The organism is Pseudomonas sp. Eth.TT006, from assembly GCF_054456575.1.
In genome coordinates this window covers 126,386-151,810 of sequence record NZ_JBTJEN010000007.1, presented here as the reverse complement: position 1 = coordinate 151,810, position 25,425 = coordinate 126,386, and the positions used below count along the sequence as shown (strand labels likewise).

Below are 25,425 nucleotides of genomic sequence, written 5' to 3'. Positions count from 1 at the left end.
ACAGGGAACAATTTGGACCGCAGTTCAAAATGTGGGAGCGGGCTTGCTCGCGAAAGCGTCAGATCAGTCGACATCACTGTTAAATGCCCCACCGTATTCGCGAGCAAGCCCGCTCCCACATTTTTGACCGCGTGCGGCTACGGTTTATTCGGAATGCCGTACTTGCGCAGCCGATGGGCGATGGCCGTGTGCGAGGTTTGCAGGCGGCTGGCCAGTTGGCGGGTCGAGGGGTAGCTGACGTAGAGCTTTTCCAGCAGCGACTTTTCGAAGGACTCGACGGCTTGTTCGAGGCTGTCGACGTCGCTGTCGGCCTGGCGCGCCACCGAGGTGCCGGCGATGTCCAGATCGCCGATGTCCACCAGGCTGCTTTCGCAGATCGCTGCCGCGCGGAAGATCACGTTCTGCAGCTGCCGCACATTGCCCGGCCAATGGTTGCCGAGCAGCGCCGGATAAGTGCCGGGGGCGAGGCGGCAGACCGGGCGCTGGATCTGCGCGCAGGCCTGCTGCATGAAATAGCGCGCCAGCAGCAGGATGTCCTGACCACGCTCGCGCAGCGGCGGCACCTCAACGTTGAGCACGTTGAGGCGGTAGAACAGGTCTTCGCGGAACAGGCCTTCGCTGACCATTTTTTCCAGATCGCGGTGGGTGGCGCTGAGGATCCGCACGTTGACCTTGACCTCGCGATCCCCGCCGACCCGGCGGAAGCTGCCGTCATTCAGAAAGCGCAACAGCTTGGCCTGCAAGTACGGCGACATCTCGCCGATCTCGTCGAGAAACACCGTGCCCTGGTTCGCCAGTTCCATCAGCCCCGGTTTGCCGCCACGTTGCGCGCCGGTAAAGGCGCCGGGAGCGTAGCCGAACAGTTCGCTTTCGGCGAGGTTCTCCGGCAGCGCCGCGCAGTTCAGCGCGAGGAATGGCGCAGTGTGCCGCGCACTGATCGCGTGGCAGGCGCGGGCCACCAGTTCTTTGCCGGTGCCGGTTTCGCCCTGGATCAGCAGCGGCGCATCGAGGGCTGCGACCCGTTGCGCGCGGGCCTTGAGCGTGCGGATCGCCGGCGATTCGCCGAGCAGCGCATCGAAGCCTTCGGCGTGATCGTGGTGCAACGCCGAGAGTTGTTCGCCGATGCGGTTGGGCTGATACAGGGTCAGCAGCGCGCCGGCGTCGGTGATCGGTGTGGCGTCGAGCAGCAAGGTCTGGCCATTGACGGTGATTTCCCGCAGCGGCAGGCGGAAGCCTTGCTCAAGCAAGGCATCCAGCAGGCCGGGATCGTTGAACAGTTCCGCGACGCTTTCCCCCGCCGGCTCACGCCCGTACAGCGCAATCAGCGCCGGGTTGGCCAGCAGCACCTTGCCGGCGCTGTCCAGGGCCAGCACCGGATCGGTCATCGCCGCGAGCAACGCATCGAGCTGCAAGTGCCGACGCTGGCCGGGAAGGATGTCGACCACGGTTATCGCTTCCACACCGCGCACGCGAAACAGCGCATCTTTCAGCTCTTCGAGCACTTGCGGGCTCAAGGTCGGCGCATCGATGTAGACGTTGGGCGGAATCATCTCCACCGCATCCAGATTGAGATTGCGCCCACCGAGAATAGCCAGGACTTCCTGGGTGATGCCGACGCGGTCGATGAAGCTGACGTGGATACGCATGGGGGCGGTTCAGTGTTCTGCAGTGCGGAGGGTGGCAAGTATGCCTTGGGGCGGGCTAATGGTGAAATCCGACACGATCTCGCAGCCGGCATGGATTCAATGTGGGAGCGGGCTTGCTCGCGAAAGCGGTGTATCAGTCACCATGGAGATCGACTGATACGACGCCTTCGCGAGCAAGCCCGCTCCCACAGGGGAAGGTATTGTGTTCGGGTTATTCGAAGTGTTCGATGTTCACTGCGTCGCCGGAGTGCATATTCAGCTTCTGCCGAATGTCTTCAAACACCAGATCGTAAGGCTTGTGCACCGAGCCGATCTGGCTGTGACTCTTGGGAATGCCATATTTTTCGGCAATCCGGGTCACGTCGCGGGCGAAGTTGTAAGCCTCTTCCTTGGGCAGGAAAAATACTTCCTTCATGTCCTTGCCCTGCATGCTGCCATGCAGGGTGAACTGTATCCCTTTGCCTTTTTGCGGGTCGGTGAACACTTCGTAGTCAAGGCACACGTTGTAATTGACGTCATCGTCGGTCAACGCATGGCGTTCAATGTGCAGATGTCCCGGTTCGAATTTGGCCATGGGTTTCTCCTTCTCAAGGCATGGGAGAAGGGCAGACTTGAGCCTGCCCCCGGAGTTTCTGATTATCGATAGCTGATGCCCGGCTTGGCGGTGGTTACGCGAGTACCGGCAGTGCCCTGCACAATCGCTTCGATATCCGCGAGTGAACCGATCACTGCGACCTTGCCAGTATGGCGCGCAAATTCGCAGGCTGCCTGCACCTTCGGTCCCATGGAGCCGGCGGCAAAGCCGAGGCGTTCCAGTTCATCCGGATGCGCCTCGGCGATGGCTTTCTGTGTTGGCTTGCCGTAGTCGATGAACGCCGCGTTGACGTCGGTGGCGATCACCAGCAAGTCGGCTTCCAGCTGTTCGGCCAGCAGCGACGAGCACAGGTCCTTGTCGATCACCGCCTCGATGCCCTTGAGGTTGCGGTTCTCGTCGTACATGGTCGGAATCCCGCCGCCGCCGGCGCAGATGACGATGCTGCCCTTGTCCAGCAGCCACTTGATCGGGCGGATTTCGAAAATGCGTTTCGGCCGTGGGCTGGCAACCACGCGGCGGAACTTGTCGCCGTCCGCGGCGATGGCCCAACCTTTTTCGGCGGCGAGTTTTTCCGCTTCGGCTTTTTCGTAGACCGGGCCGATCGGTTTGGTCGGGTTGTTGAATGCCGGGTCCTTGGCGTCGACCTCGACCTGGGTCAGCAGGGTGGCGAACGGCACCTCGAAGTCCAGCAGGTTGCCCAGTTCCTGTTCGATGATGTAGCCGATCATGCCTTCGGTTTCGGCACCGAGCACGTCCAGCGGGTAAGGAGTGACGGAGGTGTAAGCGGCCGCTTGCAGCGACAGCAGGCCGACTTGCGGGCCATTGCCGTGGGCGATGACCAACTGGTTGCCGGGATGGATCTTGGCGATTTGCTCGGTGGCGATGCGGATGTTGGCGCGCTGGTTGTCAGCGGTCATCGGCTCACCACGGCGGAGCAGGGCGTTACCGCCCAGAGCTACGACGATACGCATGGTGCATGTCCTTCTTGTACAGAGGAATGGCAAACGACTCGTTTCCATGTTGAAACCAGGATCCCTTGTGGGAGCGGGCTTGCTCGCGAAGGCGTCAGATCAGTCGACATCACTGTTGAATGACACTCCGCTTTCGCGAGCAAGCCCGCTCCCACATGGGGAGTCGGTTCCCTCAGTGGGTTACAGATCGGCCAGAGTCGACACCAGGATCGCCTTGATCGTGTGCATGCGGTTTTCCGCTTGCTCGAAGGCGATGCAGGCGGGCGACTCGAACACGTCGTCGGTCACTTCGATGCCGTTTTTCAGGTGCGGATACTGCTCGGCGATCTGTTTGCCGACCTTGGTATCGCTGTTGTGGAACGCCGGCAGGCAGTGCATGAACTTGGTGCGCGGGTTGCCGGTGGCTTTCATCAGCTCGGCGTTGACCTGGTACGGCAGCAGTTGCTGGATACGCTCGGCCCAGGCTTCCACCGGCTCGCCCATCGACACCCAGACATCGGTGTGGATGAAGTCGACGCCTTTGACCGCGGCTTTCGGGTCGTCAGTCAGGGTGATGCGCGCGCCGGATTCCTCCGCGTACTTCTTGCACCGATCAACCAGATCGTCATGCGGCCACAGGGCTTTCGGCGCGCAGATGCGCACGTCCATGCCGAGCTTGGCGCCGATCAGCAGCAGCGAGTTGCCCATGTTGTTGCGCGCGTCGCCGAGGTAGGCGTAGCTGATTTCGTGGATCGGCTTGTCGGCGTGCTCACGCATGGTCAGCACGTCGGCGATCATTTGCGTCGGGTGATATTCATCGGTCAGGCCGTTGAACACCGGCACCCCGGCGAACTTCGCCAGCTCTTCAACGATTTCCTGTTTGAAGCCACGGTACTCGATGGCGTCGTACATGCGACCCAGCACGCGGGCCGTGTCCTTCATGCTCTCCTTGTGGCCGATCTGCGACGAGTTCGGGTCGATGTAGGTGACGTTGGCGCCCTGGTCATAGGCCGCCACTTCGAACGCGCAACGGGTGCGGGTCGAGGTTTTTTCGAAGATCAGGGCGATGTTGTTGCCCTTCAGGTGTTGTTGCTCGGTGCCGGTGTATTTCGCGCGTTTCAGATCGCGGGACAGGTCGAGCAGGTAGCGCAGCTCACGTGGGGTGTGGTGTTCCAGGCTGAGCAGGTTACGGTTGTGGATGTTGAACGCCATGATTTGATTCTCCTTGGATTCGGTAATCGGCCCGGCCGCTACGGGATAAGTGCGGCCGGGAGATGGTCGTTTAGTAATCGATTGGGTCGCGGATGATCGGGCAGGTCATGCAGTGGCCGCCGCCACGGCCACGGCCCAGTTCACCGGCGCTGATGGTGATGACCTCGACACCGGCCTTGCGCAGCAGGGTGTTGGTGTAGGTGTTGCGGTCGTAGCCGATGACCACGCCCGGCTCCACGGCCACCACGTTGTTGCCGTCGTCCCATTGCTCGCGTTCGGCGGCGAAGCTGTTGCCGCCGGTTTCCACCACCCGCAGGTTCGGCAGGTTGAGCGAACTGGCCACCACTTCGAGGAAGGTCTTGTTCTCCCGTCGCACATCGAGGCCATACGGCTTGCTGTTGTCGGGACGGATGATGAACGGCACGATTTCCTTGACCACCTCAGGGAAGATCGTCACCAGATCGCGGTCGCAGAAGCTGAACACGGTGTCCAGGTGCATCGCCGCGCGGGATTTCGGCAGGCCGGCGACCACCACTTTATCCACCGCGCCTTTGGCGAACAGGGACTGCGCCAGTTGCGCGATGGCCTGGCGCGACGTGCGTTCGCCCATGCCAATCAATACCACGCCGTTGCCGATCGGCATGACGTCACCACCTTCCAGCGTCGCCTTGCCGTGATCGACATCCGGATCGCCGTACCAGACCTCGAAATCGGCGTTGGTGAACTCGGGGTGGAATTTGTAGATGGCGGTGGTCAGCAGGGTTTCCTGACGGCGCGCCGGCCAGTACATCGGATTGAGGGTCACGCCGCCGTAGATCCAGCAGGTGGTGTCGCGGGTGAACTGGGTGTTGGGCAGCGGGTCGAGGAGGAAACTCGAGTGGCCCAGATAATCGCGGTACATCTTGATGACGTCGGAGCCTTCGCTGTCGGGCAGGTCTTCACCGGCCACGCCGCCGATCAGGAATTCGGCGAGCCTGCGCGGCTCCAGGCCTTCGAGCCAGCTGCGCACTTCGTTGGTCAGGCCCAGACCGACAGTGTCGGCGGTGATCTTGCGATCAAGAATCCATTTCAGCGCTTCCGGGTTCTGCACGGTTTCGGTGAGCAGGTTGTGCATCTCCAGCACTTCGATGCCGCGCTCGCGCATTTTGGTGACGAAATCGAAGTGGTCGCGCTTGGCCTGGTTGACCCAGATGACATCGTCGAACAGCAGTTCATCGCAGTTGCTCGGGGTCAGCCGCTGATGGGCCAGGCCTGGGGAACAAACCATGACTTTGCGCAGTTTGCCGGCTTCGGAATGGACGCCGTACTTAACTTTTTCCGTGGTCATTTCAGATCCTCCAGATAACAGATCAATCAGGGATTACAGAGTCAGGAAGCCGTCAAACAGTCCGTAGGCGGCGACGATGGCGCCCACAACCACTGCGGCGAAAATCAGCTTCTCGACGTTGGTGAAAACCGCTTGTTTGAGTTCGAGCTTGGCCTTGGCGAACAGGATCGCGCCGGGGGCATACAGCAGGGCCGAGAGCAGCAGGTACTTGACGCCGCCGGCGTACAGCAGCCAGACCGCATAGACCAGCGCGATGCCGCCGATGAGCAGATCCTTGCGCCGCTCGGCCGCAAAGCCTTCGTAGGTTTCGCCGCGCACCGCGAGCAGCAGGGCGTAGGCCGCCGACCACAGGTACGGCACCAGAATCATCGAGGTCGCGAGGTAGATCAGCGACAGGTAAGTACTGGCCGAGAACAGGGTGATGATCAGGAACAGCTGGACCATCGCGTTGGTCAGCCACAGGGCGTTGACCGGCACGTGGTTGGCGTTTTCCTTGCGCAGGAACTCGGGCATGGTGTGGTCTTTGGCGGCGGCGAACATGATCTCCGCACACAGCAGCACCCACGACAGCAATGCGCCGAGCAGCGAGATGATCAGACCGACGCTGATCAGCACCGCGCCCCAGTGCCCTACCACATGCTCAAGCACGCGGGCCATGGACGGGTTCGGCAGTTTCGCCAGTTCCGGTTGGGTCATGATGCCCAGCGACAGCACGTTGACCAGCACCAGGAACAGCAGCACGGTGATGAAACCGATCACCGTGGCCTTGCCCACATCCGAACGTTTCTCGGCGCGAGCGGAGAAGATGCTCGCGCCCTCGATGCCGATGAACACCCACACGGTGACCAGCATCATGTTGCGCACCTGGTTCATCACGCTGCCCAAGTCCGGGTTTTTCACGCCCCAGATGTCAGCGGTGAAGATGTCCAGCTTGAACGCGAAGATCGCGATCAGCACAAACAGCAGCAGCGGCACGACCTTGGCGACGGTGGTCACCAGGTTGATGAACGCTGCCTCCTTGATCCCGCGCAGCACCAGGAAATGCACGGCCCAGAGCAACACCGAGGCGCCAATCACCGCCGCCACCGTGTTGCCTTCGCCAAACACCGGAAAGAAAAAACCGAGGGTACTGAACAGCAGAACAAAGTAACCAACGTTGCCCAGCCAGGCACTGATCCAGTAACCCCAGGCGGACGAGAAACCCATGTAATCGCCGAATCCGGCCTTGGCGTAGGCGTAAACCCCGCCGTCCAGATCAGGTTTGCGATTGGCGAGGGTTTGAAAGACAAAAGCCAGAGTCAGCATGCCGATGGCGGTGATGGCCCAACCGATCAGCACCGCGCCTACATCGGCGCTGGCGGCCATGTTTTGTGGCAAGGAAAATATCCCGCCACCGATCATTGAACCGACTACCAATGCAACCAAGGCACCGAGTCTTAGTTTTCCGGGAGCTTCAGACATTGCATAACTCCATTGCAGGAGAGAAGAGTTCACAGCGTAGTGCTGTTGTCTGTTCGAACAGCTGACCTGGATCAGTTCATGGGCACATTCCATTGTTAATGAATGACTTATGAGAGAGCAGATGGCATAACTCTGCTGCCGGAAAACGCCTGTTTCAAAGGCCTCCAGAGGTGTGGTTGGGAATCGATGCTATTGCTTTCGAATTATCACGCTAGTTTGTTTTGGGCTTTTGGCAAATTTTTCACAGCTGTTTTCAGTACAGAATTGAATTATCAGAAACAGCGCACAAAACGCGATTAACTGTGTTATGGGTTAGTGCCGTTCGCTATATAAAAGGCGTGATTGGCGTTATTCAATAAACGTACTTACGCTTTATCCGGTTAGTTAATAATTGATGTTGTAAAGGCGTGCGCCGCCGACGGGAAAGGGAGACTGGAATGTCGCAACCGACGCAAAAGCTGCAACTGGGTGCGTTGATTGCCCTGGTGGTGGGATCGATGATTGGCGGGGGGATTTTTTCCCTGCCGCAGAACATGGCGGCACGCGCCGATGCCGGCGCCATCCTGATTGGCTGGGGCATCACCGCGATCGGCATGCTGACCCTGGCCTTCGTGTTCCAGACTCTGGCCAACCGCAAGCCCGAGCTGGACTCCGGCGTCTACGCCTACGCCAAGGCCGGGTTCGGCGACTACATGGGTTTCTCGTCCGCCTGGGGTTACTGGATCAGCGCGTGGCTGGGCAACGTCGGTTATTTCGTGTTGCTGTTCAGCACCCTCGGCTACTTTTTTCCGGTGTTCGGCCAGGGCAATACGCCGGTGGCCATCGGTTGCGCGTCGGTGCTGCTGTGGGCCGTGCATTTTCTGGTGATGCGCGGGATCAAGGAGGCGACGTTCATCAATCAGGTGACCACGGTCGCCAAGATCGTGCCCTTGATCATGTTCATCGTCATTGCGGCAGTGGCGTTCAAGGCCGACATTTTTACCCGCGACATCTGGGGCCGCAGCAACCCGAGTTTCGGCGGAGTGATGGATCAGGTGCGCAACATGATGCTGGTCACGGTGTTCGTGTTCATCGGCATCGAGGGCGCGAGTGTGTACTCCGCGCGGGCGGAAAAACGCAGCGACGTCGGCCGCGCCACGGTGATCGGTTTTCTCGGGGTGCTGGCGCTGCTGGTGCTGGTCAACGTGCTGTCGCTGGGGATCATGAGCCAGCCGGAACTGGCGAACCTGCAGAACCCGTCACTGGCCGCGGTGCTGGAGCACATCGTCGGCCCGTGGGGCGCGTTGCTGATCAGCCTGGGTCTGGCGATTTCGCTGCTCGGCGCCTTGCTGTCGTGGGCGCTGCTGTGCGCAGAAATCCTGTTTGCCACGGCGCGGGACAAGACCATGCCGGCGTTCCTGAAAAAGGAAAACGCCAACCATGTGCCGGTCAATGCGCTGTGGCTGACCAACGTGATGATCCAGATCTTCCTGCTGATCACGCTGTTTTCCGCAGGCACTTACACCAGCCTGATCTACCTCGCCTCGTCGATGATTCTGGTGCCGTACCTGTGGTCGGCGGCGTACGCGGTGCTGCTCAGCGGGCGTGGCGAAACCTACGAACATGCCTCCGCTGAACGCACCAAGGACCTGCTGATCGGCGGCATCGCCCTGTGTTATGCGGTGTGGCTGCTGTATGCCGGCGGGATCAAATACCTGCTGCTGTCGGCGCTGCTGTATGCGCCGGGGGTGGTGCTGTTCGCCAAGGCCAAGCGCGAGCAGGGTCAGCCACTGTTCACGACTGTGGAGAAGGGGATTTTCGCCTGTGTGGTCATTGGCGCGGGGCTGGCGGCGTATGGGTTGTACAGTGGGGTGTTGTCGTTGTAGGTGAGTGGATTCTGTATCGGTGGTGTCAGTGCGGGCCTCTTCGCGAGCAAGCCCGCTCCCACAGGGAATGCATTCCAAATATGGGAACAACCTCCTGCAGGGGAACGCTTTCCAAATGTGGGAGCGGGCTTGCTCGCGAAGGCGGTTTGAAGGTCACCAATGCGGGCGATGCGAACCCAATTCGCTGGCCGGCAACGCCTACTGCAGCGGCGTCCCGCTGATTGTCAGCGGTGCCAGCAAGCGCCGCGCCGGCCCCCACGGCGTCTGCTCGACTTGCGGGTTTTGATCCAGTGCCTCTTCAGCGCGTAACGCCTCGCTCGTCCCCGGCCCGTGCTCGATCAGCAGCCTGGCGGTGCGCGCCAGCGATAAACGTGCCGAACCTGCGCGGCCAGTGGCTAACCGTTGTGTCAGAAGCCTAATCGCACTCGCCGCCAGCAGATACCCAGTGGCATGGTCCAGCGCCTGCACAGGCAGCGGCGTCGGTGTGTCGGCATGCTTCCAGCGCTGCCCGGCCTCGGCGATGCCGCTACTCATCTGCACCAGGCTGTCGAAACCACGGCGGTTCTGCCACGGGCCGCTCCAGCCGTAGGCATTGAGGCCGACGTCGATCAGCCCCGGGGCCAGTTGCCGACGGCGTTCGGCGCCGAAGCCGAGCTGTTCCAGCGCATCGGCGCGGTAGCCGTGCACGAGGATGTCGGCATCCTGCAACAGGCTTTCCAGCAGCAGGCGATCAGTCGGCTGCTGCAGATCCAGACGTGCGCAGCGTTTGCCAAGGGTCATGTCGGGGATGACGCCCGGCTCGTTCCAGCTCGGCGGATCGATACGCAGCACGTTGGCGCCGAGGCCGGCGAGAAAGCGGCTGGCGGTGGGGCCGGCGAGGACGCGAGTCAGGTCCAGCACCTTGAGGCCGGCCAGCGGTTGCGTAATCGAGCCTCGCCACGGATGGTTGTTTTCATCCGGCGCGTCGATGAACCGCACCAACGGTTCGGCATTCACCGCCAGCCCCTGCGGATGTTGCTGCCACTGCGCCCAGCTGCGCATTTCGGCAGCACAGCCGTTGGCCGCGACCACCGCTTGTTCCAGTTCGGCACTGGACCATCGCGCGACTTTCTCCGCCATCGCGGCGCGGTCGGCGCAGATACCCAGCACGCGCTCGGCAGCGGCGCGGTGGTGCGGGGCGTTGGTGTGCAGGCGGATCCAGCCGTCCTTGGTCGCGTAGTCACCGGCGATCGGATCCCACAGCGGCGGGATTTCCCAGCCGATCGGGCGCAGCGAGGTGGAGAACCAGAACGAGGCCAGGCGTCGATCAATCGCCACGGCGGGAAGATGCCCGGTTTGTTGTTGAAGCAGTTCGGCGACGGCCTGACCGGCGGCGGCGATGCTGGCGCAGGCCAGGTCGGTGACGGCAAACGCCGAGGACAGGGCGCCAGTGGCGGTGAAGGGAATCGGCGTGTGCGGCAGGCCGAGTGCGGCTTGAATGGACGTTAGTAAATCAGTCATCGAAGGCCCTCCGGGGGGAGAGGGCGATGATAGTGCAAAAGATCATCGAGTCAGATGAAATCCCCGATTATCGGGATATCACTGGAACCTGTGGGAGCTGGCTTGCCAGCGATAGCGGTGGGTCAGCCAAGCATGTGTCGACTGATTCACCGCCATCGCTGGCAAGCCAGCTCCCACAGGGATGGTGGTGGGATTCAGACGCGGAACTGATCCATCAACTTCATCTGCTGGCTCGCCAGGGCATTGAGCTGGCTGCTGATTGCCGCCGACTCGGTCGCCTGTTCGGTCAGGGTTTCGGTGACGCTGCGTATCGCCGAGACGTTGCGGTTGACCTCTTCGGCCACGGCGCTCTGTTGTTCGGCGGCGCTGGCGATCTGCAGGTTCATGTCGCTGATCACCGTCACCGCATCGCTGATCTTGCCCAGCGCGTCCACCGCCTGCCGAATCTGTCCGGCGTTGTTGTGCGCCTGGGTCTGGCTCGAATGCATGGTCGCCACCACGCCACGGGTGCCGGTCTGGATGCGCTCGATCACCACGCGGATTTCTTCCACCGAATCCTGGGTGCGCTTGGCCAGGTTGCGCACTTCATCGGCCACCACCGCGAAACCACGCCCGCTCTCGCCGGCACGCGCGGCTTCGATGGCGGCGTTGAGCGCCAGCAGGTTGGTCTGTTCGGCGATGCTGCGGATCACTTCCAGCACCGAACCGATCTGCTCGCTGTTGACCGCCAGCTCTTCCACTTCGCTCACCGCTTTGCTGACTTCGTCGGCCAGTTGATTGATGTCGCGGGTGCTGCGCTCGATGATCGACAGGCCGTCCCTGGCCGACTGATCGGCACCCTTGGCGGCGTTGGCTGCGTTCGAGGCACTGTTGGCGACGTCGTGGGCGGTGGCGCTCATTTCGTTGGAGGCGGTGGCCACCTGATCGATCTCGCGGAACTGCACCTGCATGCCTTCGCTGGTCTGCCGGGCGATTTCCGAAGACTGGTCGGCAGTGCCGCGGGCCTCGGTGATGCTCTGCTTGATCTGGGCGATGGTCGGTTGCAGCTTGTCGAGGAAGCGATTGAACCAGTTCACCAGTTCGCCCAGTTCATCGCGCTTGCTGTAGTCCAGACGCTGGGTCAGATCGCCTTCACCGCTGGCGATGTTCTTCAGCATTTCAGCGACGCTGTTGATCGGTCGGGTCACGCCCGACGCGGTGAGCCAGATCAGCAACAGGCCGATCAGACCGGCGGCCACCGCCACCAGCAGCGCGGTGATCACCCCGGTTTCCTGGGCATCGTCGAGTACCGCTTGCAGCTTGACCGAGTCGGCCAGCAGCACCTGTTTCGGCAGGTCGATGACTACGCCCCAGGCTCGCGAATTGCCGATTGGATCGACCGGGTACACGGCGCGAATCAACTCGCCCTGTTCGAGAATTTTCGGTGTGCCGCTGCTCACCAGTTGCAGCAGGTCCTTGCCGTCGGCGCCGAGGGTATCGCTGATGTTCTTGCCGACCCGGGTTGCGTCGGAACTGTCGGCAGCGAGCACGCCGCTGCCGGAGACGATCAGCATGTGCCCGGTGTTGTTGAACAGGTTGCGCTGGGACTCCACGGCCGCCGCTTGCAGGGCGTCGAGGGCGATGTCGACGCCGGCCACGCCGATGGCCTTGCCGTCGACGATCAGCGGCACGGAAATGGTGGTCATCAACATTTCCTTGCCGCCGACGGTGTCGGCGTACGGGTCGAGCAGGCAGGTGCGCTTGTTGTCACGAGGGCAGGTGTACCAACTGTTGTACGGCGTGCCGCTGACGCTGAGGGTGGTCTTGGTCATGTCTTCTTCGACCATGATCGTGTTCAGCGCGGACCCGGCAGCGCGGCTCCAGTACGTCGCAAAACGTCCGGCTTCGTTGGATTGGCGCGCAGCATCGTTGACGAACTCGCTGTCCTTGCCATCGAGGCCGTTGGGTTCGAAGGCAAGCCAGATGCCGAGCACCTTGTCATTGCGCGCGAATGCGGTTTTCAGACTCAGGTTCAACTCTTCACGCAGGGCGCCGGCGTCCATCGAACGCTTGGCGGCCATCACCCGCATGTCCTTGATCTGATCGGCGAGGGCAGTGATTACCGTCAGGCTTTCGCCGAAGGTTTTTTGCACCCGTACCGCTTGCTCGGCAGCCTTGGCCTGCAACAGGTTCTGCACGCTGGCCGTCAGCAGTTTGTTGCTGGAGTCGCTGACCAGTACGTCGTTCTGGTTGGTCTGGTAAATGTTCATGCCGACGATCAGCGCGACCACACCGAGCAGACACAGACCGGAGAGCAGAACGATTTTCAGGCGAATGGAGAGAGAGTCGAACATGGGGTGATCCCGTGAATGAAAAAGGAGCAGGTGGCCCGGGCGAAATAACCGGTCTGCCAAATCCATTCAGCGCCATGCATTGCTCATCGGCGCGCAGCGAGGTCGCATGAGGCGCTTGCCGACGGACGGTCAGCGCTAAACGTTTGCGCAGGGGATTGTGCTGAAAAGGGGCTTTATTACAGGGAAGTTTCAGCACTTTGAATAACCTGTTTGCTCGAGCAAGAGCAGTGGGGAGCCTTTGTGGCGAGGGGATTTATCGAAACGTCGCACCGCCCCGATGGTCTGCGGAGCAGACCCAAAACCTGCGAACCCATTTCAAACTGAAACCCTGCGGATGTCAGTGGCCGCTTCGCAGCCAATCGGGGATGAATCCCCTCACCACAAAAAGCCCATTTACCCCTGACAGGCGGTGGTCAGACAGACTTCGGAATGCCCTCCGGCCGCGACCAGATCCACAGATTGCCCAGGCTCATCCCGGCAATCGCCAGGTACACCGGCCAGCCGTGATCGAGCATCACCAGCATCAGCGTCGCACACAGCAGCATGCTGAGCGTGGCGCTGACCTTGGCCTTGCGCGCGATGATCTTGCCGTTGCGCCAGTTGTGCAGAATCGGCCCGAACAGCCGATGGTTTTCCAGCCAGGCACTCAGGCGCGGCGAGCTGCGCGTGGCGGCCCAGGCGGCCAGCAGGATGAACTCGGTGGTCGGCAGGCCGGGCACGACGATCGCAATCAGGCCGATGCCGAGGCTGACGTAGGCCAGCACGCCGAACAGCAGACGGGCGAGTTTGGAGGAGGCGGGTTGCGGCATGGGCTCAGCGGTGGCTTCTGAAGCGGGACGGGAATCTTACAGGCTTACGCGATTCCCCTGTAGGAGCTGCCGCAGGCTGCGATCTTTTGATCTTGAAAAGCAAAATCAAAAGATCGCAGCCTGCGGCAGCTCCTACAGGGGATTTGTGGTGTGTCAGGCCGGTTCGGCTTCGGTGGCGTAAGCCTGTTCCAGCAGCACGGTGAAGCGGTTGAACGCATCAAGCGCGCCTTGCTCGACGTCGGCTTCTTCCTCGGCAGTGAACGGCAGCGCGTCGAGGGTGCGCACGAAGCTTTTCCAGCCCTCGGCGCGACCACCTTCGGGCTCACCCAGATGGCGGGCACCGAAGGTTTCGCTCAGCTCCAGCGCCGCGGCGCGTTTGATCAGGAACGCCGCGCCGAGCTTCGAACCTTCGGAGACGAACAGCCAGCCGAGCGCACGGGCCTTGCTTGGGTTCTTCACTGCGCCCGCCACCGGCGCCGGGACTTCGGTGTGCAGGTCGGCGAGATCGGCTTTGGCCGCCTCAGCACGGCAGCGAGTCGGCAGATCGGGAATGATCGCAGTCAGTTCGGGGTTGTTGTACAGCTCGACCAGTTCCGACTGGAACAGGTACTGCGCGACCACGAAACGCGCAAAGCTGGCGCGGGTTTCGAACGGCGCGTGAGCCTTGACCAAGGCGTCGAGCTTGCTGTGCGGCGCGTGGGTGATCTGGTTCAGGCGTTGTGAACGCAGGGCTTTTTCCGAAGTGGTCATGAGGTGTCCTTGATAAAAGAGGCGCTTGATAATGAGACGAACGGGCAGCTGCCAAAGCGTAAAAAAAGCCCGGCGACACGCTGATCGATGCGCGCGTCGCCGGGCCGTCCGGATCAGATGTCCCAGACCAGATTGATCGCGAAGTTGCGGCCCGGATGGGTCAGGCGATCGAGGTTGGCCGGTTGCGTCACCGAGGCTTCGCCGACGCTGTCGTAACCGCGCACGTCATCCCACAACCAGTATTTCTTGTCGGTCAGGTTGTAGATGCCGCCGCTGACGGTGATGTCGTCGCTGACCTTGTAATAGCCGGCCAGATCGAGAATGCCGAAGCCCGGAGTCTTGAACTGGCTGCTGACGCCATCCGGCGACTTGAAGTTGCTGTCGTCGACGCGGTCCTTTTTCTTCACCACGGTCCAGCTCAACAAGGCGCCATAGTTGTCCTGGTCGTAACCCACGCCGAATACGCCGGTCAGCGGATTGACGCTGTTGAGCGGCTCGCCGTTGTCGTTGTTGCGACCGTAGGCGTAGGCAATCGAGCCTTGGCTATAGAGGCCCTGCGGCGCGCCGAACGCATCCAGATTCAGACGCCCTTTGACTTCGGCGCCCTTGATCGTCGCGTGCTTGATGTTGCTCGACTGGAAGGTCAGCTCGTCGTAGCCGGGGGTAACCGCGTCTTCGTTGATGAAGTCGCGGTACTTGTTATAGAACACCGCCACGTCGAACGAACCTTGCTCGAAGTTGCCGCGCAGACCGGTTTCATAACTTTGGCTTTTTTCCGGTTCGAGGTTCGGATTCGGCGCCACGTTGTAGCCGGTGGTGCTGTTTTCAAAGCGCCCGTACAGTGCTTTCGCGGTCGGCGTGCGGAACCCTTCGGCGTACTGGCCGTACCAGGTGTAGTTTTCGCTCAGGGCGTAGGTCAGGCCGAATTTGGGCGAGACTTTGTGCCAGGTCTTGTTCTGGTCGCTGACCGTGCCGTTACCGTCGGCGGCCACGGTGTTGAGGAATTCCTGGGTGATGTGCGGCTTGAGCTGGGTGTAGTCGTAGCGCAGGCCCGGGAGGAAGGTCCAGTTGTTCCAGCTGATCTGATCCTGAGCGAACAGGCTGTAGGTGTTGATGGTCGGGTCCGGGAAGTCGCTGGACTTCTTCAGCACATCCGCCGCGCTGGTGGCGCCGATGGCCGTGCAGCCACGGCCGACCGCCAGGCACTTGCCGTCACCGCTGCGCGAACCGGTGACCTTCTGCTGTTTGATCGTGGTGCCGTAGGTCAGTACGTGATCGGTGTCACCGAGGGCGAAGGCCTTGTCCAGTTGGGCGTCGAACACCCACTGTTTTTCCTCGTAGACCGTGTCGCGGGTGCGCAGCACTTTGCGGGTCATCGGGTAGTAGAACTCGTCGGTGCTCTGATCGGTCTTGGCGATCTGATGGTTGAGGCTCCACTTCACGTTATCGGCCAGCAGGCTGTCGAGGGCGAAGCGGTGTTCGACGCCGAAACGCTCGCGGGTGATGGTGTCGTTACCGGTGCGCCACTGGTACATGCCGCCGGGCAGCAGGCTGTTGGGGATGGTCGGCGCGCCGTTGAAGTAGGGGCCGCCGTAGGCGCTTTTCTGATCGGTGTCGCGGTCGTCTTTGTACTTTTCGTAGGTCAGGCCCAGACGTGAATCGTCGTTGTAGTTCCAGCCGATCTTCGCCAGCACGTTGCTGGCCTCGACGTCTTCCGGGTTGGCGGCGGTGCGCGCAAGGCCGGTGCCGTTGTTGGTGCCGTAGGAATCGGTTTCGTGGCCGTCGCGCTGGCTGAAGTGCAGCAAGCCGTCGAACTGCTCGGCACGCCCGGCGACGGTGGCGGATTTCAGCCAGCTGTCATCGGCAGAGCTGTATCCGGTTTTCAGGCGCGCGCCGAGGTCTTTGCCGGGCTTGATGATGTCATCCGGGTCGAGGGTGAAATAGCTGACGGCGCCGCCGATGGCGTTGCTGCCGTACAGCACCGAGGCCGGGCCGCGCAGGATTTCCACGCGTTTGACGATTTCCGGGTCGACGTAATTGCGCTGGGTCTTGGCGTACGGGCCGTTGAAGAACCCGTCCGGCACTTCGACGCCATCGACCTGAGTCAGGATGCGGTCGCCGTCGATGCCGCGAATGTTGTAACCGCTGATCCCGCCGCGCTGGCCGGCACCGCCGACGGACACGCCCGGTTCATAGCGCACCAGATCCTTGATCGTGTTGACGTTGTTGCGGTCCAGATCCTCACGGGCCTGCACGCTGACCGTGGCCGGCACGCTGTTGACCGACTGTTCCTGACGGGTGGCGCTGATGGTCACCTGATCCAGATTAAGTGCGCCGCTGCTGCTGCGTTTCTCCAGCACCACGTTGTTGTTGTTGCTCAGTTTGCGGAAGCTCAGGTTGGTCCCCACCAACAGGCGTTCCAGGGCTTTTTCCGGCGGCAGCGAACCGCGCACGCCCGGCGACGACACGCCCTGACCCAGCTCTGCTGGCAAGCCGACCTGCCAGCCGGTCACCGAGGTGAAGGCATTGAGCGCCGCCACCAGCGGTTGCTGGCCGATCGCGAATGAATAATCACCCATGTTGCGCGCCGCTGGTTCGCTGGCCGCCATCAGCGGGGCGGTGCCGGCCATGAGGATCGCGGCAGTCAGCAGCGACAATACGCGGGAAGGGGAAGCAGTCTGGCGGGTAAGGCGAGAGGACATCGATAGCGCTCCGTGTCGCACGAATCTTTATAGGTGCTGATCCGCGTCCGAAGATGCGAATCAATTGCATTGGCTATAACGAGACGAACGGGCTTTGGCTATCGAGTAAAAATAATTCTCATTTAGTTGAGAATCACCAGCGCGGGGAATTCCTGCAAACGCGCCGAGGTAATGTGCGCGAGAGAGCGCACCACGTCCAGCGGCTGGTCGAGGCGGTAGTTGCCGGTGACGTTGACCTCGGCCAGTTGCTGGTTGGTGTTGATGATCCAGCCGGGGTAGTAGCGGCGCAGTTCGGCCAGCACCTGATTCAGCGGGCAGTTCTCGAACACCAGACGGCCCTGAACCCAGGCCAGGTCGGTGGCGGCATCAAGCTTGGCCGGACGGTCGAAACCATTGGGGCCGACGCGGATGCTTTCGCCAGCGCTCAAACGCACGCGCGCATCGTTGTGCGTGGCGCGCAGATCGACATCGCCGCGCTGCACATCGACCTGCGCGACGCCGTCCAGATAACGCACGGCAAAATCGGTATCGCGCACGCTGGCCTGCACCGGGCCGGCGTCGATTTCCAGCGGCTGAGCCCGATTCGCGGCAATCTCGAAAAACGCTTCGCCCTGATACAGCCGCGCCACGCGCTGGCGCTCATTGATGCTGCTGGAAAACGCCGAATTGGTGTTGAGCAACACCTTGGAGCCGTCCTCCAGTTGCAGGCGCTGGCGCTCGCCGACCACGGTCAAGTGATCGGCCTGCAGGCGCAGCGGCAGGTTGCTGAAACTGAACAGGCCGAGGATCAACAGCGCGGCCGTGGCGAGCGGTTTCCAGTGCGGACGCAGACGTTTGAGCAACGTGACTTTGGCGGGCTGCGCCGCAAGGCTTTGCGCGCATTCGGCGACTTGCGGGCCGTCCCAGATCGCCTGGGCCTTGGCGAACGCTTCGGCATTCAACGGATCGGCTGCCAGCCACGCGTGAAATTGCCGGGTCTGCTCGTCGTCCGCACTGCCGAGCACGATGAGCCAGTCCAGCGCCTGGTCCATTGCACGGGCGGCGTCTTGCGCCGAGTCGGGCGAAGGCGGGCGGTGGGTTTGCGTCACGGTGTGTCCTCGGGCTTCTGGCGAAGCAGTTTCTAGCGTCAAGCTGCAAGCTGCAAGCCAGATGCGTGTACTGCTTTTCGTTTTACTTGGAGCTTGAAGCTTACAGCTTGCCGCTGCTGTCGTGGCGTTGGGCGACACCGATGCAGATCGACATGATCAGCTTGAGTTCCTTCTGCACGGTGCTGAGGGACACGTCCAGTTCGTCGGCGATTTCCTGGTAACTGTGCCCGTGCAGGCGGCTGAGGATGAAAATCTGCTGCTGACGCGGGCTGAGTTGCCTGAGGCTCACGTTCAGGCGCTCCAGCAATTGTTCGGCGTGGGCGGCATCTTCGGCGCTGCTGGCGGGGGCGGCGACGCTGTGCACCACGTCTTGCGGTACGTCATCGAGCATGGTCCGCGCGTGAATCTTGCGCGCACGCAGGTGATCCAGCGCCAGATTGCGCGCGGTCTGAAACACGAAGGGTTCAAGGTGATCGATGGCGCGCTCGCTCAGCACCCGCGTCACACGCAGGTAGGTTTCCTGCAGCAGGTCTTCGGCGGTGCTGTGGTTGTTGACCATCCGCTCGAGCGTGCGCAGCAAGGTTGTGCGCTGAGAGAGGAAGACGTGATTGAAGCGCGATTGACTCACGGGGAGACCTGATCCATTGCGAGCGAATGATAATGCTTATCATCTAGTCGAGTGGTCAAGCCCTGTTTTTCAATACAACACATATCCCCCGTGGGAGCGGGCTTGCTCGCGAAGGCGGTGGGTCAGTCGATACATTAGTTGTCTGACACGACGCCTTCGCGAGCAAGCCCGCTCCCACAAGGGGATATGGGATTACTCCGCGTTACACAACGCCAGGCAGTTATCCAGCATGCGGTTGGAGAAGCCCCACTCGTTGTCGTACCAGGCCAACACTTTCAGCAACTTGCCGCTGGCCTTGGTGTGGTTGGCGTCGAAGATCGACGACAGCGGGTTGTGGTTGAAGTCGCTGGAAACCAGCGGCAAGGTGTTGTAACCAAGAATTTTCGAGTGCTGGCTGGCAGCCTTCAGCAGGGCGTTGACCTCGTCGGCCGAGGCTTCGCGCTTGAGCTGCACGGTCAGGTCCACCAGCGACACATTGATCACCGGCACGCGCACCGCCATACCGGTAAGTTTGCCCGCCAGTTCCGGCAGCACCAAGCCTACCGCTTCGGCAGCGCCGGTCTTGCTCGGGATCATGTTCTGCGTCGCCGAACGCGCGCGGTACGGGTCGGTGTGGTAAACGTCGGTGAGGTTCTGGTCGTTGGTGTAGGCATGAATGGTGGTCATCAGGCCGCTTTCGATCCCCAGCTCGCGGTGCAGCACCTGCGCCACGGGCGCCAGGCAGTTGGTGGTGCACGACGCGTTGGAGATGATCTGGTGCGACTGGCGCAGAATGTCGTGGTTCACACCATAAACCACGGTGGCGTCGGCGCCTTTGGCCGGGGCCGAGATGATCACTTTGCGTGCGCCGGCGCTAATATGCGCGGCGGCTTTGGCGCGGTCGGTGAACAGGCCGGTGCATTCAAACACCACGTCGATCTTTTCCGCAGCCCATGGCAGTTCGGCCGGGTTGCGAATGGCGCTGACCGCAATGCGATCACCGTTGACCGTCAGGCTCTCATTGTCATGGGCCACTTCGGCGTCGAATGTGCCGTGAACGGTGTCGTATTTGAGCAGGTGGGCATTGATCGCGCTGTCGCCCAGATCGTTGATGGCGACGATCTGCAAATCCTGTCGATAGCCTTGGGTATACAGTGCGCGCAGGACATTACGGCCGATGCGGCCAAAACCATTGATTGCGATTCGAAGAGTCATTGAGCAGCGCCGCCGTCGTTTTGTTGTTGGAATTACAAGATTATTCGCATAAAAATAGAAAACAAGCCTTTTTAGTGGCAATATTTTGTTTTATCTACAACGAGTGACCTGAATCAACTGGTCCGAATGGTCAAAAAGCCGTCTGTCATTCCAAGCACAACGGCGTTTGATCAGCATAGACAATCAGGTCGCCACATCCGTTAGCCTGGAGTTCTACACATGCATCCCCGCGTTCTTGAGGTCACCGAACGGCTTATCGCCCGCAGCCGCGCCACGCGTCAGGCTTACCTTGCACTGATTCGCGGCGCCGCCACTGACGGGCCGATGCGCGGCAAGCTGCAATGCGCCAACTTCGCCCACGGCGTGGCCGGATGTGGCAGCGAAGACAAGCACAGCCTGCGGATGATGAACTCGGCGAACATCGCCATTGTTTCTTCGTATAACGACATGCTCTCGGCGCACCAGCCGTACGAAGTGTTCCCGCAACAGATCAAGAATGCCTTGCGCGAAATCGGCTCGGTCGGCCAGTTCGCCGGCGGCACCCCGGCGATGTGCGATGGCGTGACTCAGGGCGAGCCGGGCATGGAACTGAGCCTGCCAAGTCGCGAAGTGATCGCCATGTCCACCGCGGTGGCGCTGTCGCACAACATGTTCGACGGTGCGCTGATGCTCGGTATCTGCGACAAGATCGTGCCGGGCCTGATGATGGGAGCGCTGCGTTTCGGTCATCTGCCGACGATCTTCGTTCCGGGCGGGCCGATGGTCTCGGGGATTTCCAACAAGGAAAAAGCCGACGTGCGGCAGAAGTACGCCGAAGGCAAGGCGACCCGCGAAGAGCTGCTGGAATCGGAGATGAAGTCCTACCACAGCCCGGGCACCTGCACGTTCTACGGCACCGCCAACACCAACCAGTTGCTGATGGAAGTCATGGGCCTGCATTTGCCGGGCGCCTCTTTCGTCAATCCGAACACCCCGCTGCGTGACGCGCTGACCCGCGAAGCCGCACATCAGGTCACACGTCTGACCAAGCAGAACGGCAATTTCCTGCCGATCGGCGAAATCGTCGACGAGAAGGCGCTGGTCAACTCGATCGTCGCGCTGCACGCCACTGGCGGCTCGACCAACCACACCTTGCACATGCCAGCGATCGCCATGGCGGCGGGCATTCAACTGACCTGGCAGGACATGGCCGACCTCTCTGAAGTCGTGCCGACCCTGAGCCACGTCTATCCGAACGGCAAAGCCGACATCAACCACTTCCAGGCCGCGGGCGGCATGTCGTTCCTGATCCGCGAACTGCTCGAAGCCGGCCTCCTGCACGAAGACGTCAACACCGTGCTCGGCCACGGTTTGAGCCGTTACACCAAGGAGCCGTTCCTTGACAACGGCGAGCTGGTGTGGCGCGAAGGCCCGATCGAGAGCCTCGACGAAAACATCCTGCGCCCGGTCGCTCGTGCGTTCTCGCCTGAGGGCGGTCTGCGGGTCATGGAAGGCAACCTCGGGCGCGGGGTGATGAAGGTCTCCGCCGTGGCGCTGGAAAACCAGATCGTCGAAGCACCGGCCATGGTGTTTCAGGATCAACAGGACCTGGCCGATGCGTTCAAGGCCGGTCTGCTGGAAAAGGATTTTGTCGCGGTGATGCGCTTCCAGGGCCCGCGCTCCAATGGCATGCCCGAGCTGCACAAGATGACGCCGTTCCTCGGCGTGCTGCAGGATCGCGGCTTCAAAGTCGCGCTGGTCACCGACGGGCGCATGTCCGGTGCGTCGGGGAAAATTCCTGCAGCGATTCACGTCAGCCCCGAAGCTTATGTCGGTGGCGCTTTGGCGCGGGTGCAAGAGGGCGATATCATCCGCGTCGATGGCGTCAAAGGCACTTTGGAACTCAAAGTCGACGCCGCCGAATTTGCAGCGCGCGAACCCGCCAAAGGCCTGTTGGGCAATAACATCGGCAGCGGTCGCGAACTGTTTGGCTTCATGCGTTTGGCCTTCAGCTCGGCGGAGCAGGGCGCCAGCGCCTTCACTTCTGCCCTGGAGACGCTTAATTGAAACTGGCTTTGGTCGGTGACATCGGAGGCACCAACGCGCGCTTTGCGTTGTGGAAAAACCAGCAACTGGAATCGGTGCAAGTGCTGGCCACAGCCGACTTCGCCACCCCGGAGCAGGCGATCAGCCTGTACCTGAGCGGCCTCGGTCTGGTGCCGGGCTCGATCGGTTCGGTGTGCCTGTCGGTGGCCGGGCCGGTGAGTGGTGATGAATTCAAATTCACCAACAATCACTGGCGCCTGAGCCGCACGGCGTTCTGCCAGACCTTGCAGGTTGAGCAACTGCTGCTGATCAACGACTTCTCGGCGATGGCGCTGGGCATGACCCGCTTGCAGCCTGGCGAATTCCGTGTGGTTTGCGAAGGCACGCCGGAGCCGTTGCGCCCGGCGGTGGTGATCGGCCCCGGCACTGGTTTGGGTGTCGGCACCCTGCTCGATCTCGGTGAAGGTCGTTTTGCCGCGTTGCCGGGGGAGGGCGGGCATGTCGATCTGCCGCTGAGCAGCCCGCGTGAAACCCAGCTGTGGCAGCACATCCACAACGAAATCGGCCATGTCAGTGCCGAAACCGCGTTGAGCGGTGGCGGCCTGCCGCGTGTTTACCGGGCGATCTGCGCGGTGGACGGGCATGAACCGACCCTCTCTACCCCGGAAGCGATTACTGCAGCCGGCCTGGCCGGTGACCCGATTGCCCTGGAAGTGCTGGAGCAGTTCTGCTGCTGGCTCGGTCGCGTGGCCGGCAACAACGTGCTGACCACCGGTGGTCGCGGCGGCGTGTATATCGTGGGCGGGGTGATTCCGCGCTTTGCCGATTTCTTCCTCAACAGCGGTTTCGCCCGCAGCTTTGCCGACAAAGGCTGCATGAGCGATTACTTCAAGGGCATTCCGGTGTGGCTGGTGACGGCGCCGTATTCCGGGCTGGTGGGTGCGGGTGTGGCGCTCGAACAGGCTTGAAACCGAGTCGCCTTCATCGCTGGCAAGCCAGCTCCCACAGGTTTTGTGAGCAACGCATATCCTTGTGGGAGCTGGCTTGCCAGCGATGGGGCCAGAACAGGCAATAAATTTTCCAGGTTCATCAGGCATAATCCGCCCCAATTCCAACAACAAGGATGCCTTCGAAGTGAGCTCAGTCAACAAGTCGATATTGTTGGTCGATGACGACCAGGAAATACGCGAGTTGCTGGAAACCTACCTGACCCGTGCCGGGTTTCAGGTGCGGGCCACCGCCGATGGCGCCAGTTTCCGCCAGGCGCTCAACGAGGCGCCGAGCGATCTGGTGATCCTCGATGTGATGCTGCCCGACGAAGACGGTTTCAGCCTGTGCCGCTGGGTGCGCCAGCATCCGCGGCAGGCGCAGGTGCCGATCATCATGCTCACCGCCAGTTCCGACGAGGCCGACCGGGTGATCGGTCTGGAGCTTGGTGCTGACGATTACCTCGGCAAACCCTTCAGCCCGCGTGAACTGCAGGCGCGGATCAAGGCCTTGTTGCGACGTGCGCAGTTCGCTCAGGAACGCGGCAGCAGTGACGTGCTGGTCTTCGACGAGTGGCGGCTGGACATGGTCAGCCATCGGCTGTTCCACAATGATGGCGAGGAGGTGATTCTCTCCGGCGCCGACTTCGCGCTGCTGAAGCTGTTCCTCGACCATCCGCAGGAAATCCTCGACCGCGACACCATCGGCAACGCCACTCGTGGCCGCGACCTGATGCCGCTCGACCGCATCGTCGACATGGCCGTCAGCCGCTTGCGCCAGCGCCTGCGCGACACGGAAAAACCGCCTCGACTGATCCGCACCGTGCGCGGTAGCGGCTACCAACTGGCGGCCAACGTGGTTGCCGGCAATGGCCACTGAGGCGCTGCGCCGGCTCGCCAGCAAAGTGCCGGTGCCGCGTTCGCTGCTCGGGCGGATGCTGCTGCTGACGCTGTTGGCGGTGCTGTTCGCGCAGACCTTGTCCAGCGTGATCTGGGTTTCGCAACTGCGCGCGACCCAGCTCGAAGGTCTGGTCACCAGCGCCCGCAGCCTTGCGCATTCGATGACCGCCAGCGTCAGTTATTTTCGTTCGTTGCCGGTGGCCTATCGGCCGCTGGTGCTCGATCAGTTGCGCAGCATGGGCGGCACCCGTTTTGTGGTCACGCTCAATGACAAACCGTTGGGCATGGACGTGCTGCCGATCACCCCGCGCAAGGCCGCAGTGATTCAAGCGGTGGACGAAGTGCTGCGCCAGTCGCTGGGTCATGACACCGATATCTCGGTGACCTTCGTCAGCCCCGAAGACCTGCGGATCTTCAATGCCGGGCTCAAACTCGACGAACTGCCGCGCTCCTGGGCGCATTACGCGCTGACCCTGGAGCCGGTGAACCCGCCGGTGCTGGTCACGCAGATCCAGATGGCGCCGGGCGAGTGGCTGTACATCGCCTCGCTGTTGCCCGAGCCCTACACCAGTCTCGAAGAACAAGGCCTGCCGGCGCAGCAGGTGTGGTTTATCGTCCTCACCAGCGGCTTTCTGTTGTTGTTCATCGGCCTGTTGGTGCACTGGCAGAGCCGGCCGCTCAAGCGACTGGCGCGCGCGGCGCGGGATCTGTCGTTGGGTGCCGACGTCGAGCCGGTGGCCGAGGGCGGTGGCAGCGAGGTGGTGGAAGTGGGGCGTGCGTTCAACACCATGCGCGAACGCATCAGCCGGTACCTGACCGAACGCAGCCAGTTGTTCAGCGCGATTTCCCACGACCTGCGCACACCGATCACCCGCCTGCGCCTGCGCGTCGAATTGCTCGAAGACGAGCAACTGCAAACCAAGTTCGGCCGTGATCTGGATGAGCTGGAATTGCTGGTCAAAGGCGCGCTGCAGTGCGTCAAAGACACCGACATCCACGAAAACATCGAGCCGGTGGACCTGAACCATGTCCTCGATTGTCTGGTAGAGCCGTATCTGGCGCCCAACGGCAACGGCCGCGTGACCCAGCAGGGCAAGGCCGTGGCGGCGTATCCGGGCAAGCCGCTGGCGTTGAAGCGCTGCATCGGCAACCTGATCGACAACGCATTGAAGTACGGACAAAACGCCCATCTGCACATCGACGACGATGAGCGCGCGTTTGTCCTGCACGTCGACGACGAAGGCCCGGGCGTGCCGGAGCAACGGCTGGAGCAGGTGTTCGAGCCGCACTTTCGTCTGGCGGGGCAGCAGCAGGGCTACGGTCTGGGCCTCGGCATCGCGCGCAACATCGCCCACAGCCATGGCGGCGAGGTGACGTTGCAGAATCTGCGTGAGGGTGGGTTGCGGGTGACTTTGCAGTTGCCGCGTTCAGTGGATTAGGTCAAAAGCTTTCCC

18 protein-coding genes and 3 pseudogenes are annotated in these 25,425 nt (G+C 61.7%); 5 read left to right on the top strand and 16 right to left on the bottom strand.

Going from position 1 to position 25,425, the window contains the following annotated elements:
- Positions 1–137: 137 nt before the first annotated feature.
- From ACXR0M_RS13490 to arcD (ACXR0M_RS13460), 7 genes and pseudogenes are all read right to left on the bottom strand, one after another.
- A complete protein-coding gene (locus ACXR0M_RS13490; protein WP_458832331.1) occupies positions 138–1,646 on the bottom strand; it encodes a sigma-54-dependent transcriptional regulator in 1,509 nt (502 codons plus the stop codon).
- A gap of 102 nt (positions 1,647–1,748) precedes the next feature.
- Positions 1,749–1,847 (bottom strand): annotated as a pseudogene (locus ACXR0M_RS13485) (metal ABC transporter ATP-binding protein); the annotation flags it as partial.
- A 10-nt stretch (positions 1,848–1,857) separates the two neighbouring features.
- Positions 1,858–2,220: a DUF5064 family protein gene (locus ACXR0M_RS13480; protein ID WP_458832330.1), complete on the bottom strand. Its 363-nt coding sequence runs from the start codon at positions 2,218–2,220 to the stop codon at positions 1,858–1,860.
- Between the two features lie 62 nt (positions 2,221–2,282).
- Positions 2,283–3,212, bottom strand: a complete 930-nt coding sequence (gene arcC, locus ACXR0M_RS13475; protein WP_458832329.1) for a carbamate kinase — start codon at positions 3,210–3,212, stop codon at positions 2,283–2,285.
- 180 nt (positions 3,213–3,392) lie between these two features.
- Complete coding sequence (locus ACXR0M_RS13470) at positions 3,393–4,403, bottom strand: ornithine carbamoyltransferase (RefSeq protein WP_458832328.1); 1,011 nt, start codon at positions 4,401–4,403, stop codon at positions 3,393–3,395.
- Positions 4,404–4,473: 70 nt separating this feature from the next.
- Positions 4,474–5,730, bottom strand: a complete 1,257-nt coding sequence (gene arcA / locus ACXR0M_RS13465; protein WP_458832327.1) for an arginine deiminase — start codon at positions 5,728–5,730, stop codon at positions 4,474–4,476.
- Positions 5,731–5,763: 33 nt separating this feature from the next.
- Positions 5,764–7,191, bottom strand: coding sequence for an arginine-ornithine antiporter (arcD, locus tag ACXR0M_RS13460; RefSeq protein WP_458832326.1), 1,428 nt, complete (start codon positions 7,189–7,191; stop codon positions 5,764–5,766).
- A 437-nt stretch (positions 7,192–7,628) separates the two neighbouring features.
- Between arcD (ACXR0M_RS13460) and arcD (ACXR0M_RS13455) the strand changes: the two genes are divergently transcribed.
- Positions 7,629–9,056 carry an arginine-ornithine antiporter gene (gene arcD, locus ACXR0M_RS13455; protein ID WP_458832325.1) on the top strand — a complete coding sequence of 476 codons (1,428 nt, stop codon included), beginning with the start codon at positions 7,629–7,631 and terminating at the stop codon, positions 9,054–9,056.
- Positions 9,057–9,254: 198 nt separating this feature from the next.
- Here the strand turns inward: arcD (ACXR0M_RS13455) and ACXR0M_RS13450 are convergent, their stop codons facing one another.
- The 9 genes and pseudogenes from ACXR0M_RS13450 to gap all read right to left on the bottom strand — a co-directional run bounded on the left by ACXR0M_RS13450 (position 9,255) and on the right by gap (position 20,060).
- Complete coding sequence (locus tag ACXR0M_RS13450; RefSeq protein ID WP_458832324.1) at positions 9,255–10,556, bottom strand: CoA transferase; 1,302 nt, start codon at positions 10,554–10,556, stop codon at positions 9,255–9,257.
- 194 nt (positions 10,557–10,750) lie between these two features.
- Positions 10,751–11,275 (bottom strand): annotated as a pseudogene (locus ACXR0M_RS13445) (methyl-accepting chemotaxis protein); the annotation flags it as partial.
- Between the two features lie 333 nt (positions 11,276–11,608).
- Positions 11,609–12,598: pseudogene (locus ACXR0M_RS13440) on the bottom strand (methyl-accepting chemotaxis protein); the annotation flags it as partial.
- Between the two features lie 704 nt (positions 12,599–13,302).
- On the bottom strand, positions 13,303–13,698 hold the full coding sequence (locus ACXR0M_RS13435) for a YbaN family protein (RefSeq protein WP_458832323.1): 396 nt from the start codon (positions 13,696–13,698) through the stop codon (positions 13,303–13,305).
- A gap of 153 nt (positions 13,699–13,851) precedes the next feature.
- Complete coding sequence (locus ACXR0M_RS13430) at positions 13,852–14,448, bottom strand: biliverdin-producing heme oxygenase (protein WP_458832322.1); 597 nt, start codon at positions 14,446–14,448, stop codon at positions 13,852–13,854.
- Positions 14,449–14,561: 113 nt separating this feature from the next.
- Positions 14,562–17,150 carry a TonB-dependent receptor gene (locus tag ACXR0M_RS13425; RefSeq protein WP_458832321.1) on the bottom strand — a complete coding sequence of 863 codons (2,589 nt, stop codon included), beginning with the start codon at positions 17,148–17,150 and terminating at the stop codon, positions 14,562–14,564.
- A 122-nt stretch (positions 17,151–17,272) separates the two neighbouring features.
- Positions 17,273–18,238 carry a FecR family protein gene (locus tag ACXR0M_RS13420; protein WP_458832320.1) on the bottom strand — a complete coding sequence of 322 codons (966 nt, stop codon included), beginning with the start codon at positions 18,236–18,238 and terminating at the stop codon, positions 17,273–17,275.
- 100 nt (positions 18,239–18,338) lie between these two features.
- Entirely contained in the window at positions 18,339–18,866 is a 528-nt protein-coding gene (locus ACXR0M_RS13415; RefSeq protein WP_458832319.1) for an RNA polymerase sigma factor, read from the bottom strand.
- 192 nt (positions 18,867–19,058) lie between these two features.
- Entirely contained in the window at positions 19,059–20,060 is a 1,002-nt protein-coding gene (gene gap / locus ACXR0M_RS13410) for a type I glyceraldehyde-3-phosphate dehydrogenase (RefSeq protein WP_458832318.1), read from the bottom strand.
- A 219-nt stretch (positions 20,061–20,279) separates the two neighbouring features.
- Here gap and edd point away from each other — a divergent pair, with 219 nt between their 5' ends.
- The 4 genes from edd to ACXR0M_RS13390 all read left to right on the top strand — a co-directional run bounded on the left by edd (position 20,280) and on the right by ACXR0M_RS13390 (position 25,410).
- Positions 20,280–22,106 (top strand): phosphogluconate dehydratase, encoded by a 1,827-nt coding sequence (edd, locus tag ACXR0M_RS13405; RefSeq protein ID WP_458832317.1) that lies wholly within the window; start codon positions 20,280–20,282, stop codon positions 22,104–22,106.
- Entirely contained in the window at positions 22,103–23,053 is a 951-nt protein-coding gene (locus ACXR0M_RS13400; RefSeq protein WP_458832316.1) for a glucokinase, read from the top strand. The genes edd and ACXR0M_RS13400 overlap by 4 nt, the downstream gene beginning before the upstream one ends.
- 166 nt (positions 23,054–23,219) lie before the next feature.
- A complete protein-coding gene (locus ACXR0M_RS13395) occupies positions 23,220–23,951 on the top strand; it encodes a response regulator (protein ID WP_458832315.1) in 732 nt (243 codons plus the stop codon).
- On the top strand, positions 23,941–25,410 hold the full coding sequence (locus ACXR0M_RS13390) for an ATP-binding protein (protein ID WP_458832314.1): 1,470 nt from the start codon (positions 23,941–23,943) through the stop codon (positions 25,408–25,410). The genes ACXR0M_RS13395 and ACXR0M_RS13390 overlap by 11 nt, the downstream gene beginning before the upstream one ends.
- Positions 25,411–25,425 lie beyond the last annotated feature (15 nt).

Excerpts from the sequence above, each read along its gene's own strand:
- ACXR0M_RS13435 (WP_458832323.1), bottom strand. The coding sequence starts at position 13,698 with ATGCCGCAACCCGCCTCCTCCAAACTCGCCCGTCTGCTGTTCGGCGTG.
- ACXR0M_RS13480 (WP_458832330.1), bottom strand. The coding sequence starts at position 2,220 with ATGGCCAAATTCGAACCGGGACATCTGCACATTGAACGCCATGCGTTG.
- ACXR0M_RS13425 (WP_458832321.1), bottom strand. The coding sequence starts at position 17,150 with ATGTCCTCTCGCCTTACCCGCCAGACTGCTTCCCCTTCCCGCGTATTG.
- ACXR0M_RS13390 (WP_458832314.1), top strand. The coding sequence starts at position 23,941 with ATGGCCACTGAGGCGCTGCGCCGGCTCGCCAGCAAAGTGCCGGTGCCG.
- ACXR0M_RS13430 (WP_458832322.1), bottom strand. The coding sequence starts at position 14,448 with ATGACCACTTCGGAAAAAGCCCTGCGTTCACAACGCCTGAACCAGATC.
- arcA (WP_458832327.1), bottom strand. The coding sequence starts at position 5,730 with ATGACCACGGAAAAAGTTAAGTACGGCGTCCATTCCGAAGCCGGCAAA.
- gap (WP_458832318.1), bottom strand. The coding sequence starts at position 20,060 with ATGACTCTTCGAATCGCAATCAATGGTTTTGGCCGCATCGGCCGTAAT.
- arcD (WP_458832325.1), top strand. The coding sequence starts at position 7,629 with ATGTCGCAACCGACGCAAAAGCTGCAACTGGGTGCGTTGATTGCCCTG.
- edd (WP_458832317.1), top strand. The coding sequence starts at position 20,280 with ATGCATCCCCGCGTTCTTGAGGTCACCGAACGGCTTATCGCCCGCAGC.
- ACXR0M_RS13450 (WP_458832324.1), bottom strand. The coding sequence starts at position 10,556 with ATGACTGATTTACTAACGTCCATTCAAGCCGCACTCGGCCTGCCGCAC.
- arcD (WP_458832326.1), bottom strand. The coding sequence starts at position 7,191 with ATGTCTGAAGCTCCCGGAAAACTAAGACTCGGTGCCTTGGTTGCATTG.
- arcC (WP_458832329.1), bottom strand. The coding sequence starts at position 3,212 with ATGCGTATCGTCGTAGCTCTGGGCGGTAACGCCCTGCTCCGCCGTGGT.
- ACXR0M_RS13470 (WP_458832328.1), bottom strand. The coding sequence starts at position 4,403 with ATGGCGTTCAACATCCACAACCGTAACCTGCTCAGCCTGGAACACCAC.
- ACXR0M_RS13490 (WP_458832331.1), bottom strand. The coding sequence starts at position 1,646 with ATGCGTATCCACGTCAGCTTCATCGACCGCGTCGGCATCACCCAGGAA.